Genomic DNA, 16,180 nt, shown 5'->3' with positions numbered 1-16,180 from the left:
GAGCAAGAAACTTAAGGAAGAGCGGCGACGACTGTCATTTCTACCAGTACATCGGGCGAGTACATCTTCGCCTCGACGCAGGCACGGGCCGGAGCGGCGCCTTTAGGCACCCACGCATCCCACACCGCGTTCATCGCGGCATAGTCCGCCGCCATGTCCCTCAGGTAGATGGTCACCGACAGGATGCGGCTCTTGTCGGTACCGGCTTCGTCCAGCATCGCGTCGATCGCGGCCAGGGTTTCGCGAGTCTGCTGGCCGACGCCCGCGCTGTGCTTCTCATCCAATTGGCCAGCCAGGTAGACCGTGCCGTTGTGGATGACGATTTCGCTGTAACGGGTTTCAGTGCGCAGGCGCTGGATTGGCATTGCTCGGGGTCTCTTTGGAATTGCCGTAGCGGAAGATATCCAGGCCTTCTGCGCTGATCTCCGGACGCTTGCGCGCCATCAGGTCAGCCAGCAGGCGGCCGGAACCGCAGGCCATGGTCCAACCCAGGGTGCCGTGCCCGGTGTTGAGGAACAGGTTGCGGAACGGAGTGGCACCCACGATCGGCGTGCCGTCCGGGGTCGCCGGGCGCAGGCCGGTCCAGAAAACTGCCTGGGACAGATCGCCGCCTTCCGGGTAGAGGTCGGCAGTAATCATCTCCAGGGTGTCGCGGCGAGCCGGATTCAGGTCCAGGTTGAAGCCGGTGATCTCGGCCATGCCGCCCACGCGGATGCGGTTGTCGAAGCGAGTGATGGCGACCTTGTAGGTCTCGTCGAGAATCGTCGAGGTCGGAGCCATGGCCGGATTGGTGATCGGCACGGTCAGCGAATACCCCTTGAGCGGATAGACCGGCGCCTTGATGCCCAGCGGCTTGAGCATTTGCGGGGTATAGCTGCCCAGCGCCAACACGTAGCGGTCTGCGGTTTCCAGCTTGCCATCGATCCACACGCCGTTGATGCGGTCACCAGCGAAGTCCAGGCGCTCGATGTTCTGACCGAAGCGGAATTCCACGCCCAGCTTCTCCGCCATCTCGGCGAGGCGGGTGGTGAACATCTGGCAGTCGCCGGTCTGGTCGTTGGGCAGGCGCAGGGCGCCGGCCAGCTTGTGCTTGACGTTGGCCAGGGCCGGTTCGACGCGGGCGATGGCATCACGATCCAACAGTTCGTAGGGCACACCGGACGCTTCGAGTACGGCGATGTCCTTGGCGGCAGCATCGACCTGAGCCTGGGTGCGGAACAGTTGGGTGGTACCGAGCGCACGGCCTTCATAGCTGATGCCGGTTTCAGCACGGAGTTCGTCGAGGCAATCGCGGCTGTACTCGGACAGACGCACCATGCGCTCCTTGTTCACCGCATAGCGGGCGGCGGTGCAGTTGCGCAGCATCTGCGTCATCCACAGGTACTGATCGATGTCGCTGGTGGTACGGATGGCCAGCGGCGCGTGCTGCTGCAGCATCCATTTGACGGCCTTCAGCGGCACGCCGGGCGCCGCCCAAGGCGATGCATAACCGGGGGAAACCTGGCCAGCGTTGGCGAAGCTGGTTTCCATGGCCACGGCGTTCTGGCGGTCGACCACGACCACCTCGAACCCTGCTTGGGCCAGGTAATAGGCGCTTGTCGTACCGATCACGCCACTGCCAAGGACCATTACTCGCATGTCTGTCTCCATTCGCAACGGGGATTCCGCTGCGTTTGTTATTTTGAGCGTCGTTGGCGCGAAGTATAGGGAGACAAACCCAGTGATATTCACTATATAGATAGGGATATTTGGCGATAATTCTCGGCAGAATGCGCTTCAACGGAGGGGCATCCACCATGCGCACCCAGCACCAATCCCGTCGTGAACTGGACAAGATAGACCGGAATATTTTACGAATCCTGCAGGAAGACGGCCGGATCTCCTTCACCGAGCTGGGCGAGCGCGTGGGGCTGTCTACTACGCCCTGCACCGAGCGTGTGCGCCGCCTGGAGCGCGAGGGCATCATCCTCGGCTACAACGCCCGCCTGAACCCGCAGCACCTCAAGGCAAGCCTGTTGGTATTCGTCGAGATCAGCCTGGACTATAAGTCCGGCGACACCTTCGAAGACTTTCGCCGCGCCGTCCTCAAGCTTCCCCATGTGCTGGAATGCCACCTGGTCTCGGGTGACTTCGACTATCTGGTGAAAGCGCGGATCAACGAGATGGCCTCCTACCGCAAGCTGCTCGGAGACATCCTGCTGAAACTGCCCCACGTGCGCGAATCCAAGTCCTACATCGTCATGGAAGAAGTGAAAGAGTCACTGAACCTGCCGATTCCCGACTGATTTGTTACGAGCGTTCCGAACCCCTTGGCATAGCTCGGGGGTTCGCCTTATGCTGCCCGGGCGTCAAATTTTCCAAACAATAAAATCAGGATTTCGCACATGAACGCCCGCGTTCGCATCCCGGTGCACACCGAACAGCACGCCCCTTCCTATTACGCAGCGACCGCCAACCGGCGCATCGAGCACCCGCCCCTGGTGGGAGAGGAGGTGGCCGATGTGTGCATTGTCGGTGGCGGTTTCTCCGGGCTGAACACGGCGATCGAACTGGCCAAGCGCGGTCGTTCCGTGGTGCTGCTGGAAGCCAGGCAGATCGGCTGGGGCGCCAGCGGACGCAATGGCGGGCAATTGATCCGCGGCGTTGGCCATGGTGTCGAGCAGTTCGAGTCGGTGATCGGCGCCGAGGGCGTGCGTTCGCTCAAGCTGATGGGCCTGGAAGCGGTGGAGATCGTTCGCCGCCGTGTCGCGGAGTTCTCCATCGATTGCGACCTGACCTGGGGTTACTGCGATCTGGCCAACAAGCCACGCGACCTCGCGGGTTTCGCCGAAGACATGGAAGAGCTGAAAGGCCTCGGCTATCGCCACGAAATGCGCCTGCTGCAAGCCCATGAGATGCGCAGCGTGGTCGGCTCGGACCGCTACGTTGGCGGCCTTGTCGACATGGGTTCCGGCCACCTGCATCCGCTGAACCTCGCCCTGGGCGAGGCCGCTGCCGCACATTCCCTTGGCGTGCGCCTGTTTGAGCATTCCGCCGTCACCCGGATCGACTACGGCCCCGAGGTGAAGGTGCATACCGCCCGGGGACACGTCCGCGCCAAGACCCTGGTACTGGGCTGCAACGCGTACATGAATGACCTCAACTCCACCCTCGGTGGCAAGGTGCTCCCCGCCGGCAGCTACGTGATCGCCACCGAGCCCCTGTCCGCCGATCTTGCCCATCAACTGTTGCCGCAGAACATGGCGGTCTGCGACCAACGCGTGGCACTGGATTACTACCGCCTTTCCGCTGACAAACGCCTGCTGTTCGGCGGTGCTTGCCACTATTCGGGGCGCGACCCGGCGGACATCGCCGCTTACATGCGACCGAAGATGCTCAAGGTATTCCCGCAACTGGAGAACCTGCGTATCGACTACCACTGGGGCGGCATGATCGGCATCGGCGCCAACCGTCTACCGCAGATCGGCAAGCTGCCCGACCAGCCCAATGTCTACTTCGCCCAGGCCTATTCCGGTCACGGCGTGAACGCCACTCACCTGGCCGGACAGTTGCTGGCAGAGGCCATCTGCGGCGAACAGAGCAACGGTTTCGACATCTTCTCCAGAGTGCCGCACATCACTTTCCCGGGTGGTCGCCATCTGCGTTCACCGCTGCTGGCCCTCGGCATGCTCTGGTACCGGATGAAGGAAGCCGTGGGGATCGCCTGATCCCACTGCATCAATCAGGCTTGGCCCGAACTGCGAACCCCATCAATTGGCCGTTCCACCGCGATGGGTTTCGCTTTGCTCTGCCTCATCCGGATTTCAGTCGGGAACAGCCTCGGCGCCGTCCTCGAACAATTCGCGGGTCCAGGCCAACCAGACGAAACCCGCTGCGCCCAAGGCCATCATCAGCGGCAGTGCGTGGCCACTTATCCACTGGCTTGCCGCACCGGTTACCAGTGGCCCGATCAGGCAGCCGATCCCCCAGAGCTGCGCGATATGGGCGTTGGCTCGCACCAGCTCGTCATCCCGATAGCGTTCGCCGATCAGGATCAGCGCCAGGGTAAAGAGCCCACCCGCGCTGGCCCCGAACAGCACCCAGATCGGCCAGATCAGCGGCGTATGCAGCAGAATCGGAATGGCCAGGCTGCTCGCCAGCAGCGTGACGCCGCAGGCACGAAACAGACTGAGGCGGGACATGCGGTCTGCCAGCCAGCCGATGGGGAGCTGCAGGGCGGCATCACCCACGACCACCACACTGGCCATCAACAAGGCCACTTCCTGGGTGAACCCCTGGCGCAGGCCATAGATCGGCAACAAGGTCAGCATCATCGCTTCGAAGGCGGCGAACAGCACGACCGCCCAGGCGATGGTCGGCAAGCGTGCACAGAAGGACCAGAGACCGCGCCCCGAAGCGCTATGGGCGTCGACACTGGGCGCGCCAGTACGGCCGAGCAGCAGCAGGGAACCACCGACCAGCAGACCGGTGCCGGTCCAGAAGCCGAGGTCATTGCCAGTACCGAGTGCCGTGAGCAGCAGCGGGCCAGACAATTGGCTCAGGGCGTAGCCGGTGCCATAAAGGGCAACCAGGCGGCCGCGCCACTCTTCCACTGCCAGTTGGTTGATCCAGCTTTCACCGAGGATGAACACCACGGTCAGGGCAACACCGATCAACAACCGTAGCAACAGCCAGACCGGATAAACCTGAACCAGCGCCAGTAAGCCCACGGACAATGCGCCCACCAGCAGGCAGAGCTGCATCAGGGTCGTAGTGCCGAAGCGGGCGGCCAAGCGTCCAGCGATCACCGCTCCAAGTAGAACACCTACCGCCGGGGTCGCCGCCATGACACCAATGGCAAAGCTGCCGTAGCCCCAGCTCTCCAGCCGCAAAGAGACAAGCGGCATGGTCACACCCAAGGCGAGGCCGATGCTGATGACCGCACCGCAAACGGCGAAATAGGTTCCCCAACGCATTGCCAATGTCCTCCCTTTCCGTGTGGGGCAAAGCAAAAACGGCCGGGTTCCATCGCTGGAAACCCGGCCGCAGGCGTGGCTCGAAGAGCCGGCCCCCGAATGATGGGGGCGGACCTCAGTTGGAACTTAGAGCTTGATCCAGGTGGATTTCAGCTCGGTGTACTTGTCGAAGGCGTGTAGCGACTTGTCGCGGCCGTTGCCGGACTGCTTGAAGCCGCCGAAGGGCGCGGTCATGTCGCCGCCGTCGTACTGGTTGATCCAGACGCTGCCGGCGCGCAGGGCCTTGCCGACAAGGTGGGCGCGGGACAGGTTGTTGGTCCACACCGCCGCGGCCAGGCCGTAGATGGTGTCGTTGGCGATGGCGACCGCTTCTTCTTCGCTGTCGAAGGCGATGACCGAGAGCACCGGGCCAAAGATTTCTTCCTTGGCGATGCGCATAGCGTTGTCCACGCCGTCGAAGATGGTCGGCTCGACGTAGGTGCCGCCGGTTTCTTCCAGCACACGCTTGCCGCCAGCAACCAGCTTGGCGCCGTCATCATGGCCAGCCTGAATGTAGGACAAGACGTTGTTCATCTGGGTGGTGTCCACCAGGGCGCCGACGTTGGTCGCCGGGTCCAGCGGGTTGCCTGGCTTCCAGGCCTTGATCGCCTCGACCACCATCGGCACGAACTTGTCCTTGATGGAGCGCTCTACCAGCAGGCGCGAACCCGCGGTGCAGACTTCGCCCTGGTTAAAGGCGATGGCGCCGGCAGCGGCTTCGGCGGCGGCCTGCAGGTCAGGGGCGTCGGCGAAGACGATGTTCGGGCTCTTGCCGCCGGCTTCCAGCCAGACGCGTTTCATGTTGGATTCGCCAGCGTAGATCATCAGTTGCTTGGCGATCTTGGTGGAGCCAGTGAACACCAGGGTGTCGACATCCATGTGCAGGGCCAAGGCCTTGCCCACGGTGTGGCCGAAGCCCGGCAGCACGTTCAGCACGCCAGCCGGGATACCGGCCTCGATGGCCAGCTGGGCCAGACGAATGGCGGTCAACGGCGACTTTTCAGACGGCTTGAGCACCAGCGAGTTGCCGGTGGACAGGGCCGGGCCGAGCTTCCAGCAGGTCATCAGCAGAGGGAAGTTCCACGGCACGATCGCAGCGACCACGCCCACCGGCTCGCGGGTTACCAGACCCAGCTCGTTGTGCGGGGTGGCAGCGACTTCGTCGTAGATCTTGTCGATGGCCTCACCGCTCCAGCGGATGGCGCGGGATGCGGACGGGACGTCAACGCTCAGGGAGTCGCTGATCGGCTTACCCATGTCCAGGGTTTCCAGCAGGGCCAGCTCTTCGGCGTGGGCATCGATCAGGTCGGCGAAGCGAATCATCACTTCCTTGCGCTTGACCGGCGCCAGACGCGACCACACACCGGACTCGAACACGGCGCGGGCATCTTTCACGGCCAGCTCGGCATCAGCCAGATCACAGCTGGCTACTTTGCCCAACAGACGACCATCGACCGGGCTGATGCAATCGAAGGTCTCGCCGGAAACGGCGGTGGTGTATTCGCCATGGATGAAGGCGCGGGTCTCGATCTGCACGGACTTGGCGCGTTGTTCCCAGTCTGCACGGGTCAGGGTGGTCATCGGAGCTTTCCTCTTATTAGAAGAGTGCCGCCAGCTCAGGCATGCACTGTCAAAAATTCTGCAAGGCCGACCTATATCTGGCCATCTTCGCAACCCTAAACCAGAGAGCCCAGCCTTTTCAATATATTTTACAGTTGCCGGCCAAACAGCCTTGTCATGTTCGTTATATTAAACATAGACTCCGGCAAAATCACTACAACACCACACCTTGCCTTCTCTGGTGGTCACAATGACAAACGCCTACGCGCCTCAACCGGACAGAATATCCAACAGTCTTGATGATTTCTGGATGCCCTTCACCGCCAACCGTCAGTTCAAGGCCAAGCCGCGCCTGCTGGAAAGCGCCGAAGGGATGTACTTCACCAGCACCAATGGCCGCCAGGTCCTCGACGGTACTGCCGGGCTCTGGTGTTGCAACGCCGGCCACGGACGCCGCGAAATCACCGAGGCGGTGAGCAAACAGATTGCCAAGCTGGATTTCGCACCGACTTTCCAGATGGGACACCCCCTGCCCTTCGAACTGGCTGAACGCCTGGCCGATATCGCCCCCAAAGGTCTCAACAAGGTGTTCTTCACCAACTCCGGCTCGGAGTCGGCGGATACCGCACTGAAGATCGCCCTGGCCTACCAGCGCGCCATCGGCCAGGGTACCCGCACCCGCTTGATCGGCCGCGAGCTGGGCTACCACGGCGTCGGATTCGGCGGCATTTCTGTCGGTGGCATGGTCAACAACCGCAAGGCCTTCCCTGCCCTGCTGCCGAACGTCGATCACCTGCCGCACACCCTGGACATCCAGCGCAATGCCTTCAGCCGGGGCCTGCCGGAATTCGGTATCGAGAAGGCCGACGAACTGGAGCGCCTGGTGACCCTGCATGGCGCCGAGAACATCGCCGCGGTGATCGTCGAACCCATGTCCGGTTCGGCCGGCGTGATCCTGCCGCCGGTGGGCTACCTGCAACGCCTGCGCGAGATCACTCGTAAGCACGGCATCCTGCTGATCTTCGACGAAGTCATCACAGGCTTCGGTCGTGTCGGGCAAGCCTTCGCCGCCCAGCGCTGGGGCGTTACCCCGGACATCATCACCTGCGCCAAGGGCCTGACCAATGGCGCCATTCCCATGGGCGCGGTGTTCGTCGCCGAGACTATTTACCAAGCCTTCATGCAAGGTCCGGAAAGTGCCATCGAGTTCTTCCACGGCTATACCTATTCCGGCCATCCGGTGGCCTGCGCCGCCGCCCTGGCAACCCTGGATATCTACCAGGGCGAGGGCCTGTTCGAGCGCGCTGTCGCGCTGGAAGGCTACTGGCAGGATGCACTGCTCAGCCTGCGAGACCTGCCAAACGTAATCGACATCCGAGCCGTCGGCCTGGTCGGAGGCGTACAGCTCGCTCCAGGCGCCGAAGGCGTCGGCAAGCGAGGCTTCCAGGTATTCGAACAGTGCTTCCACGATGACCTGATGGTGCGCGTCACTGGCGACACCATCGCCATGTCGCCGCCGCTGATCGTGGAGAAGGAACAGATCGACATTCTCGTCGGCAAGCTCGCCGACTCCATCCGCAAGGCCGTCTGAACAAGGACCGCAAAATGAACATCCAGCAGATTGTCGACTTCGCCCAGGCCACCACCGCACCGGAGCATTACCGCCCGGCCCCCGAGAAGATCCTCAAGGGACACCCGGAGCAGAGCGTGCGCAACCACTACGGCAGCCCATGCGGCCAGTTCAACGTGGGGATCTGGGAAGGCGCCGCGGGTCACTGGACGGTGAGCTACAGCGAGCACGAATACTGCGAGATTCTCCAGGGCGTGTCGGTGATCCGCGATGCGGACGGCAACGCCAAGACCGTTCGGGCTGGCGACCGCTTCGTCATCCCGGCCGGCTTTTCCGGTACCTGGGAAGTCCTTGAGCCCTGCCGCAAGGTCTACGTGATCTTCGAGCAGGCCGCCCGCTAAACCTGCCTTATCCGATGTCACCCTTCAGCCCGCCTAGTGCGGGCTTTTTTATGGCCGCGGTAGAAGCTCCCCGTTGGGCGGCTTGAGTGGAGCGCCACCGGGCCCGTCCTGTGGTTCTTGCCTGGCAGCTAAATTCCGGGCATGAAAAAGCCCGCACAAGGCGGGCTTTCTCGACAAGGGCCGGATCAATTACTTGATCTTGGCTTCCTTGTACATCACATGCTTACGCACGACCGGATCGAATTTCTTGATTTCGATCTTGTCGGGAGTAGTGCGCTTGTTCTTGTCGGTGGTGTAGAAGTGGCCGGTACCGGCGCTGGACACCAAACGGATCAGTTCACGCATGATTAGCTCCTTAAACCTTTTCGCCGCGGGCGCGCAGTTCAGACAGAACTACGTCGATGCCGCGCTTGTCGATTACACGCATGCCCTTGGCGGAAACGCGCAGACGTACAAAGCGCTTCTCGGACTCGACCCAGAAGCGATGGTGCTGCAGGTTCGGCAGGAAACGACGACGGGTTTTGTTGTTTGCGTGGGAAATGTTGTTCCCAGTAGCCGGACCCTTACCGGTTACTTGACAGACTCTCGACATGACTCAGCCCTCTAAACCACATGCCCAACCCGGCATGGGTTGGCCGCTTGAACTCTCACATTTTGGGCGCTTGAACGCCCGTCTCGTCGGGGTCTTACCGGCCGCATATTGACTGCGAAAGACCGGGCCCCCAGAAAAGAGCGCTGCTTTATATCAGAAAGACCCTAGTGCAGCAAGGGACGTAGCGATTTACCCACAGGCTCGGGAATGCCGCAATCATACCCGTGCCGCCGCACCAAGGGGGCTCCGACGAGGCGACCGCTCGTCGCCACCACCAATTGTTAGCTGACCTGGCTTGGTCTAGGGTAAGGCCTTTGGCCCTTCGCGGGCCCACCCGCCCATGCAAAGGAGCTTGCCATGCGTTTCGCCGCCCTCCCGCTGCTTTTCGTCCCGCTGTTCGCCCAGGCCGCCACGTTGAGCGTCTGCACCGAGGCCAGTCCCGAGGGGTTCGACGTGGTGCAGTACAACTCCCTGACCACCACCAACGCGTCGGCCGACGTGCTGATGAACCGCCTGGTGGAGTTCGACGCGCAGGACAGCAAGCTGGTGCCAGGCCTGGCCGAACGCTGGGACGTCTCCGCCGACGGATTGACTTACACCTTCCAGCTACGCAGGAACGTGGCCTTCCACTCGACCGACTACTTCAAGCCGAGCCGCCCGCTGGCAGCCGATGACGTGGTGTTCAGCTTCCAGCGCATGCTCGACCCGAGCAATCCCTGGCACAAGGTCGCCCAGAGCGGCTTCCCCCATGCCCAGTCCATGCAGCTGCCTGGCCTGATCAAGAGCATCGACAAGCTGGGCGACCAGCAGGTCCGATTCACCCTCAACAAGCCGGACGCCACCTTCCTGGCCACCCTGAGCATGGGCTTCGCCTCCATCTATTCGGCCGAGTATGCCGACCAGTTGATGAACGCGGGGACGCCCGAGAAGCTCAACGCCCAACCTATTGGCACCGGCCCGTTCGTCTTCCGCCGGTTCCAGAAGGACGCCGCCGTGCGCTACGCAGCCAACCCTGATTACTTCGGTGGCAAGCCGGGTATCGACGGACTGGTCTTCGCCATCACCCCGGACGCCAACGTACGCCTGCAGAAGCTGCGTCGCGGCGAATGTCAGGTCGCCCTTTCACCCAAGCCCCTGGATGTGAATTCAGCAGCCAGCGACAAGAACATCAAGGTGATCCAGACCCCCGCATTCATGACCGCCTTCGTCGGCATCAACAGCCAGCATCCGCCGCTGGACAAGGCCGAAGTCCGCCAGGCGATCAACCTCGCCTTCGACAAGCCGAGCTATATCAAGGCCGTATTCGAAGGCAGCGCCACCGCAGCCGATGGTCCGTACCCGCCGAACACCTGGAGCTACGCCAAGGACCTGCCGGCCTACCCTAACGACCTGCAGAAAGCGAAGGCGCTGCTTGCCGAGGCGGGTCTGAAGGACGGATTCAAGACCACCATCTGGACCCGTCCCTCCGGCAGCCTGCTCAACCCAAACCCCAGCCTGGGCGCCCAACTCCTGCAGGCCGACCTGGCCAAGGTGGGCATTCAGGCCGAGATCCGCGTGATCGAATGGGGCGAGTTGATCCGCCGCGCCAAGGCGGGCGAACACGATCTGCTGTTCATGGGCTGGGCTGGCGACAACGGTGACCCGGACAATTTCCTCACCCCACAGTTTTCCTGCGCCTCGGTTCAATCCGGGCTCAACTTCGCGCGTTACTGCAATGCCGAGCTCGACAAGCTGATCGCCGACGGCAAGAGCCATACCGACCTGACTGAGCGCACCAGCCTCTATACAAAGGCACAGCAGATCATCCGCGAGCAGGCACTCTGGCTGCCCCTCGCCCACCCCACGGCCTTCGCCCTGACCCGCGCAAACGTCGATGGCTATCAGGTCAGTCCCTTTGGCCGACAGGACTTCTCAAAGGTGAAGCTGGACTAGATCCAGCCCCACTCCGCCATCGACAGTGGCTCGCCATCGCCAACGATGAAGTGGTCGAGCACTCGCACATCGATCAGCGCCAGCGCTTCCTTGAGGCGCCGAGTCAGTTGACGATCCGCTTCGCTGGGCTCGGCGACACCTGAAGGATGGTTGTGGCTGAGGATCAAGGCCGCCGCGTTGTGCGCCAGGGCCCGCTTGACCACCTGGCGGGGGTAGACACTGGCGCCATCGATGGTGCCGTGGAACAACACTTCGAAAGCCAGCACCCGGTGCCTGGTATCGAGGAACAGGCACGCGAACTGCTCGTGATGCGAATGGCGCAGCTGCGCCTTGAGGAAATCGCGCACCGCCTGGGGACTTTCCAATACAGAGTCGCGGCGCAGCCCCTCGGCCAAGTGGCGGCGGGCCATTTCCAGGACGGCCTGCAACTGGGCGAACTTGGCCGGCCCCAGACCAAGGTGCTGACTGAACTCCTGCAGCTCGGACTCCAGTAACGCGCGCAGGCTGCCAAAGTCGTTCAACAGATGGCGCGCCAGGTCGACGGCACTGCGGCCAGCCACCCCGGTACGCAGGAAAATGGCAAGGAGCTCGGCGTCGCTCAGGGCCGCCGCGCCCAGTTCAAGAAGTTTCTCCCGCGGACGTTCCGCCGCGGGCCAATTGCGGATGCTCATGACACCTCCATGGTTGAGCCGCGCCGCTGTTCCAGTGCGGTCGCTGTGCTATCTTAACCCACCTTTTTTGCGCGGCGATCGGCCTGGGGAGGCGCCTTCGCCGCTGCACATCTTCAACCTCATAAAGGCAGGCCTATGCAGCGGCTCTATCGGAAACGCATCCTTCTGGGCGTGGGCGGCGGTATTGCCGCCTACAAGAGCGCTGAACTGGTTCGCCGACTGCGCGACCAGGGCGCCGAGGTCCGCGTGGTAATGACCCAGGGCGGCCGCGAGTTCATCACCCCGCTGACCCTCCAGGCCCTCTCCGGGCATCCCGTCCACCTCGAGCTGCTCGACTCCGCTGCCGAAGCGGCCATGGGGCACATCGAGCTCGCTCGCTGGGCCGACCTGGTGCTGATCGCACCGGCCACTGCCGATCTGATGGCACGCCTGGCACAGGGTGTCGCGGACGACCTGTTGACCACCCTGGTGCTCGCCACCGATGCGCCCGTTGCCCTGGCTCCCGCGATGAACCAGGCCATGTGGCGCGACCCGGCCACCCAAGCCAATCTGGAACTCCTCGCCAAGCGCGGGCTACGACTGTTCGGCCCTGCTGCCGGCAGCCAGGCCTGTGGCGATATTGGCCTGGGCCGTATGCTCGAAGCCGAGGAACTGGCCCAGCGCGCCGCCGATTGCTTCGAGCATCGGGCACTTACCGGGCGCCATGTGCTGATTACAGCCGGTCCGACCCAGGAGAACATCGACCCGGTGCGCTATATCACCAACCACAGCTCCGGCAAGATGGGCTTCGCCCTCGCCGAGGCCGCTGTGGAAGCCGGCGCCAAGGTGACCCTGATCACAGGTCCGGTGCACCTGCCCACGCCGGACCGGGTCAACCGCATCGACGTCGTCAGCGCCCGCGACATGCTCGCTGCCTGCGAAGCGGCCATGCCCTGCGACCTGCTGATCGCCGCCGCCGCCGTGGCTGATTACCGCCCGGAAGTGGTTGCACAGCATAAAATGAAAAAAGACCCGACCAGTGGCGAAGGCCTGCTGCTGCAGCTGGTGCGCAACCCCGATATCCTCGCGACGCTCGCCGGCCGCACCGACCGCCCATTCAGCGTGGGCTTCGCCGCCGAGACCGAGAACCTGCTCGAGTACGCTTCGCGAAAACTCAAGGACAAGAACCTCGACCTGATCGTCGCCAATGACGTGGCCAACCCAAGCATTGGCTTCAACAGTGAGGAAAACGCCATCACGGTCATCGACCGCGACCTGGCCCAATCCAGCTTCGCCCAGACCAGCAAGGGCAAGATCGCCCGCCAGCTGATCGCCTTCATCGCCGACCGCCTCAACCAGGCCTGAGACTCCATGCACTCACTGCAAGCCAAGATCCTCGATTCCCGTCTCGGCAGCGAATTCCCGCTGCCGCAATATGCCACCCCAGGCTCCGCCGGCCTCGACCTGCGCGCCATGCTCAAGGAAGAAGTGATCCTAGAGCCGGGCCAGACAATCCTCATTCCCACCGGCCTGTCGATTCACATCGCCGACCCAGGCCTGGCCGCGCTGGTCCTGCCGCGCTCCGGCCTTGGCCACAAGCATGGCGTGGTCCTCGGGAACCTGGTAGGCCTGATCGACTCCGACTACCAGGGCGAGCTGATGGTGTCCTGCTGGAACCGCGGCCAGACTGCCTTCCACATCGCCATTGGTGAACGCATCGCCCAGCTGGTACTGGTGCCCGTGGTCCAGGCGCACTTCGAACTTGTCGACGAGTTCCACGAAAGCGAACGTGGCGCCGGCGGCTTCGGTCACACCGGCAGCCACTGATAGAACCACACCAGGACGAACCGCCCAGGAGACGTTCAGTGAAACTCTTCAAGCGCAGTAGCAAGGACGCCACCACTCACGGAGTGGCCAGCCGGCCGACCGACTCCAGGCACCCCCGCAAAGGCTCTGGCGACCTGCTCCCCGGCGCGCTCGCCGCACTGACAGGCGTCGCCGCCGCTGGCGCCCTGCTCTGGCTCGGAGTCCTCGGTCCTGCCGAGCAGAGCCGAGTCGACCAGCTCGGCCAGGCCTGGGGCAGCAGCCAGGCAGCCACCCTGCGCCAGGCGATCGTCCAGTTGCAGGCGGATACTAATGCCGCCGCCCAAGACCCCGGCCTGATCGACGCCCTCAACAGTGGCGACGCCGGACAGTGGCTCGCCGCCGAACGCAGGCTGGGTTATCGCGACGGGGTGATCGATGCCCACCTCAACCTGCCCGGGCAGGCCCAACAGAACAGTCAACGTGCCGCGCCAATGAACTTTGCCGCACTCGACATGCTGCGGCGCCTGGAAAGCGGCCAGCAACCCAGCCCGGAAGCCTACAAGGTGGGTGATCGCTGGCTCGTCTACAGCGCCGCACCGCTGCGCCTGAATGAACAGAGCGTGTCCCAGGGCACACTGCTGCTGGTGTTCGACCTGGACCGACTGCTGCGCAGCCTGCCGTCGATATCGTCGGATATCGGTCAGCTGCAACTGATCCAGCAGTTCAGCAACGCTCCGGCCCAGGTCCTCGCACAGCGCGGCCAGGCCGACGGTGCCACTCCCATCGCCCTGGACAGCGGCAACCCTAACTGGAAGCTCAGTTTCACACCTGGACAGGCCCTGACTCAGACCAACCTTTCTCCCTTGCTACTGGCGCTGGCCGCCCTGCTCGCCCTCGGCGGTGCAGTCCTCGGACTGAAGCTCAGCCAGGGCGCCCTGCAACGCAAGCTGCGCGACGACGCCGAGCAGCTCAATCAGCTGCTGCAAGAACTCTCGAACGGCAAGAGCGTCAAACCCTTAAGTCTGCGCCTGCCAGCGCTGGACAGCCTGGCCCAGGCGCTCGCGCGCCAACCCAGGCGCAAACCCGAGCCGGCGCCGGAGAATGGCCTGGTCCAGGCGCCCGCCGGCGACCACGTTGCGACGGCATCCGCCCGGCCGGCCGAATCGGCCGACCCACGTTTCCAAGATACCGACATTCTCGATATCGACATCCTCGACGAAGACCAGGACCTCCTGGGATTGGAGCAAGCCCCCGCCATGACCAGCATCGAACAGATCGCTCCCCCTCTGCCCGCCAGCATTTTCCGCGCCTATGACATCCGCGGCGTGGTCGGCGACACCCTCACCACAGAGACCGCCTACTGGGTAGGTCGCGCCATCGGGTCCGAGAGCCTGGCCCGTGGCGAACCCAACGTTTCCGTAGGCCGCGACGGTCGCCTGTCCGGCCCCGAACTGGTCCAGGCGCTGATCCAGGGCCTGATGGACTGCGGCTGCCAGGTCACCGACGTCGGCATGGTGCCGACTCCGGCGCTCTACTATGCCGCCAACGTACTGGCCGGCAAATCCGGCGTGATGCTCACCGGCAGCCACAACCCGCCGGACTACAACGGCTTCAAGATCATGGTGGCCGGCGAAACCCTGGCCAACGAGCAGATCACCGCCCTGCATACCCGCATCCAGAACAACGATCTGGCCAGTGGCGTCGGCAGCATTGAAGCGATCGACGTGCTGGACCGTTACTTCCGTGAAATCCGTGACGACATCGCCCTGGCCAAGCCCATGCGCGTCGTCGTCGACTGCGGCAACGGCGTAGCCGGCGTGATCGCCCCGCAATTGATCGAGGCCCTGGGCTGCACCGTGATCCCGCTGTTCTGCGACGTCGACGGCACCTTCCCGAACCACCACCCGGACCCGGGCAAGCCGGAGAACCTGGAAGACCTGATCGCCAAGGTGAAGGAAGAGAAAGCCGACCTGGGCCTGGCCTTCGACGGCGACGGCGACCGCGTTGGCGTGGTGACAAACGAAGGCACCATCATCTACCCGGACCGCCTGCTGATGCTGTTCGCCAAGGACGTGGTATCGCGCAATCCGGGCGCCGACATCATTTTCGACGTCAAGTGCACCCGCCGCCTGACCTCTCTCATCAGCGGTTATGGAGGCCGTCCTGTGATGTGGAAAACCGGCCACTCGCTGATCAAGAAGAAGATGAAGGAAACCGGCGCCCTGCTGGCCGGCGAAATGAGCGGCCACATCTTCTTCAAGGAGCGCTGGTACGGCTTCGACGACGGCATCTACAGCGCCGCCCGACTGCTGGAAATCCTCAGTCAGGACAAGCGTGATGCGGAACATGTGTTCTCGGCCTTCCCGAAAGACGTCTCCACTCCGGAAATCAACATCACCGTCACCGATGAGACCAAGTTCCTCCTGATCGAGCGCCTGCAACGCGAGGCCAATTGGGGCGAAGCCAACCTCACCACCCTCGATGGCGTGCGTGTCGATTATCCGAAGGGCTGGGGCCTGTGCCGCGCCTCCAACACGACTCCCGTGCTGGTGCTGCGCTTCGAGGCCGACACCGAGGAAGAGCTGGAACGCATCAAGCAGGTGTTCCGCAGCCAGCTCACCCTCATCGCCCCTGAACTCAACCTGCCGTTCTGATCTGTTTCACTGGAGCCCAGC

The 16,180-nt window shown here is 63.2% G+C and carries 15 protein-coding genes; 8 read left to right on the top strand and 7 right to left on the bottom strand.

Annotated elements, in window-relative coordinates; translation table 11 throughout:
* Positions 1-11: 11 nt before the first annotated feature.
* Complete coding sequence (locus D6Z43_RS20820) at positions 12-365, bottom strand: RidA family protein (protein WP_120653950.1); 354 nt, start codon at positions 363-365, stop codon at positions 12-14.
* Positions 340-1,638, bottom strand: coding sequence for a D-amino acid dehydrogenase (gene dadA, locus D6Z43_RS20815; protein ID WP_120653949.1), 1,299 nt, complete (start codon positions 1,636-1,638; stop codon positions 340-342). The genes D6Z43_RS20820 and dadA overlap by 26 nt, the downstream gene beginning before the upstream one ends.
* A 158-nt stretch (positions 1,639-1,796) precedes the next feature.
* Between dadA and D6Z43_RS20810 the strand changes: the two genes are divergently transcribed.
* Positions 1,797-2,285 carry an Lrp/AsnC ligand binding domain-containing protein gene (locus tag D6Z43_RS20810; protein WP_016495366.1) on the top strand — a complete coding sequence of 163 codons (489 nt, stop codon included), beginning with the start codon at positions 1,797-1,799 and terminating at the stop codon, positions 2,283-2,285.
* Positions 2,286-2,384: 99 nt separating this feature from the next.
* Entirely contained in the window at positions 2,385-3,707 is a 1,323-nt protein-coding gene (locus D6Z43_RS20805; RefSeq protein WP_120653948.1) for an FAD-binding oxidoreductase, read from the top strand.
* A 96-nt stretch (positions 3,708-3,803) separates the two neighbouring features.
* Here D6Z43_RS20805 and D6Z43_RS20800 read toward each other — a convergent pair whose 3' ends face one another.
* Together D6Z43_RS20800 and D6Z43_RS20795 are read right to left on the bottom strand one after the other, a co-directional pair.
* On the bottom strand, positions 3,804-4,955 hold the full coding sequence (locus tag D6Z43_RS20800; RefSeq protein ID WP_120653947.1) for an MFS transporter: 1,152 nt from the start codon (positions 4,953-4,955) through the stop codon (positions 3,804-3,806).
* 126 nt (positions 4,956-5,081) lie between these two features.
* Positions 5,082-6,575: an aldehyde dehydrogenase gene (locus D6Z43_RS20795; RefSeq protein WP_120653946.1), complete on the bottom strand. Its 1,494-nt coding sequence runs from the start codon at positions 6,573-6,575 to the stop codon at positions 5,082-5,084.
* A gap of 229 nt (positions 6,576-6,804) precedes the next feature.
* Here D6Z43_RS20795 and D6Z43_RS20790 point away from each other — a divergent pair, with 229 nt between their 5' ends.
* Both D6Z43_RS20790 and D6Z43_RS20785 read left to right on the top strand, forming a co-directional pair.
* Positions 6,805-8,145 (top strand): aspartate aminotransferase family protein, encoded by a 1,341-nt coding sequence (locus D6Z43_RS20790; RefSeq protein WP_120653945.1) that lies wholly within the window; start codon positions 6,805-6,807, stop codon positions 8,143-8,145.
* 14 nt (positions 8,146-8,159) lie between these two features.
* On the top strand, positions 8,160-8,525 hold the full coding sequence (locus D6Z43_RS20785; protein WP_120653944.1) for a cupin domain-containing protein: 366 nt from the start codon (positions 8,160-8,162) through the stop codon (positions 8,523-8,525).
* Between the two features lie 189 nt (positions 8,526-8,714).
* Here D6Z43_RS20785 and rpmG read toward each other — a convergent pair whose 3' ends face one another.
* Both rpmG and rpmB read right to left on the bottom strand, forming a co-directional pair.
* The gene (gene rpmG, locus D6Z43_RS20780; protein WP_003464575.1) at positions 8,715-8,870 is read right to left on the bottom strand and encodes a 50S ribosomal protein L33; all 156 of its coding nucleotides are present in this window, start codon (positions 8,868-8,870) and stop codon (positions 8,715-8,717) included.
* Between the two features lie 10 nt (positions 8,871-8,880).
* Positions 8,881-9,117, bottom strand: coding sequence for a 50S ribosomal protein L28 (gene rpmB / locus D6Z43_RS20775; protein WP_077525540.1), 237 nt, complete (start codon positions 9,115-9,117; stop codon positions 8,881-8,883).
* A gap of 357 nt (positions 9,118-9,474) precedes the next feature.
* On the opposite strand from rpmB, the gene D6Z43_RS20770 reads away from it, so the two are divergent.
* The gene (locus D6Z43_RS20770) at positions 9,475-11,049 is read left to right on the top strand and encodes an ABC transporter substrate-binding protein (protein ID WP_120653943.1); all 1,575 of its coding nucleotides are present in this window, start codon (positions 9,475-9,477) and stop codon (positions 11,047-11,049) included.
* Here the strand turns inward: D6Z43_RS20770 and radC are convergent.
* Positions 11,046-11,720 (bottom strand): DNA repair protein RadC, encoded by a 675-nt coding sequence (gene radC, locus D6Z43_RS20765; RefSeq protein ID WP_120653942.1) that lies wholly within the window; start codon positions 11,718-11,720, stop codon positions 11,046-11,048. The two genes, D6Z43_RS20770 and radC, sit on opposite strands and share 4 nt — an antisense overlap.
* Before the next feature lie 135 nt (positions 11,721-11,855).
* On the opposite strand from radC, the gene coaBC reads away from it, so the two are divergent.
* The 3 genes from coaBC (at position 11,856) to algC (ending at position 16,159) form a co-directional block, all read left to right on the top strand.
* Positions 11,856-13,064 (top strand): bifunctional phosphopantothenoylcysteine decarboxylase/phosphopantothenate--cysteine ligase CoaBC, encoded by a 1,209-nt coding sequence (gene coaBC / locus D6Z43_RS20760; protein WP_120653941.1) that lies wholly within the window; start codon positions 11,856-11,858, stop codon positions 13,062-13,064.
* Between the two features lie 6 nt (positions 13,065-13,070).
* The gene (gene dut, locus D6Z43_RS20755; RefSeq protein ID WP_120653940.1) at positions 13,071-13,526 is read left to right on the top strand and encodes a dUTP diphosphatase; all 456 of its coding nucleotides are present in this window, start codon (positions 13,071-13,073) and stop codon (positions 13,524-13,526) included.
* Between the two features lie 1,235 nt (positions 13,527-14,761).
* Positions 14,762-16,159: a phosphomannomutase/phosphoglucomutase gene (algC, locus tag D6Z43_RS28150; RefSeq protein WP_218569252.1), complete on the top strand. Its 1,398-nt coding sequence runs from the start codon at positions 14,762-14,764 to the stop codon at positions 16,157-16,159.
* Positions 16,160-16,180 lie beyond the last annotated feature (21 nt).

The sequence above is a fragment of the Pseudomonas sp. DY-1 genome, from assembly GCF_003626975.1.
GTDB lineage: Bacteria > Pseudomonadota > Gammaproteobacteria > Pseudomonadales > Pseudomonadaceae > Metapseudomonas.
The sequence above is the reverse complement of the archived record's forward strand: the minus strand, read 5'-3'. Positions and strand labels throughout refer to the sequence as shown.

Bases quoted from the DNA above. Each gene is read 5' to 3' on its own strand.
- dut (WP_120653940.1), top strand. From the start codon at position 13,071: ATGCACTCACTGCAAGCCAAGATCCTCGATTCCCGTCTCGGCAGCGAA.
- D6Z43_RS20800 (WP_120653947.1), bottom strand. From the start codon at position 4,955: ATGCGTTGGGGAACCTATTTCGCCGTTTGCGGTGCGGTCATCAGCATC.
- rpmB (WP_077525540.1), bottom strand. From the start codon at position 9,117: ATGTCGAGAGTCTGTCAAGTAACCGGTAAGGGTCCGGCTACTGGGAAC.
- algC (WP_218569252.1), top strand. From the start codon at position 14,762: ATGACCAGCATCGAACAGATCGCTCCCCCTCTGCCCGCCAGCATTTTC.
- D6Z43_RS20785 (WP_120653944.1), top strand. From the start codon at position 8,160: ATGAACATCCAGCAGATTGTCGACTTCGCCCAGGCCACCACCGCACCG.
- D6Z43_RS20770 (WP_120653943.1), top strand. From the start codon at position 9,475: ATGCGTTTCGCCGCCCTCCCGCTGCTTTTCGTCCCGCTGTTCGCCCAG.
- D6Z43_RS20790 (WP_120653945.1), top strand. From the start codon at position 6,805: ATGACAAACGCCTACGCGCCTCAACCGGACAGAATATCCAACAGTCTT.
- dadA (WP_120653949.1), bottom strand. From the start codon at position 1,638: ATGCGAGTAATGGTCCTTGGCAGTGGCGTGATCGGTACGACAAGCGCC.
- coaBC (WP_120653941.1), top strand. From the start codon at position 11,856: ATGCAGCGGCTCTATCGGAAACGCATCCTTCTGGGCGTGGGCGGCGGT.
- D6Z43_RS20810 (WP_016495366.1), top strand. From the start codon at position 1,797: ATGCGCACCCAGCACCAATCCCGTCGTGAACTGGACAAGATAGACCGG.
- radC (WP_120653942.1), bottom strand. From the start codon at position 11,720: ATGAGCATCCGCAATTGGCCCGCGGCGGAACGTCCGCGGGAGAAACTT.
- D6Z43_RS20795 (WP_120653946.1), bottom strand. From the start codon at position 6,575: ATGACCACCCTGACCCGTGCAGACTGGGAACAACGCGCCAAGTCCGTG.
- D6Z43_RS20820 (WP_120653950.1), bottom strand. From the start codon at position 365: ATGCCAATCCAGCGCCTGCGCACTGAAACCCGTTACAGCGAAATCGTC.
- D6Z43_RS20805 (WP_120653948.1), top strand. From the start codon at position 2,385: ATGAACGCCCGCGTTCGCATCCCGGTGCACACCGAACAGCACGCCCCT.
- rpmG (WP_003464575.1), bottom strand. From the start codon at position 8,870: ATGCGTGAACTGATCCGTTTGGTGTCCAGCGCCGGTACCGGCCACTTC.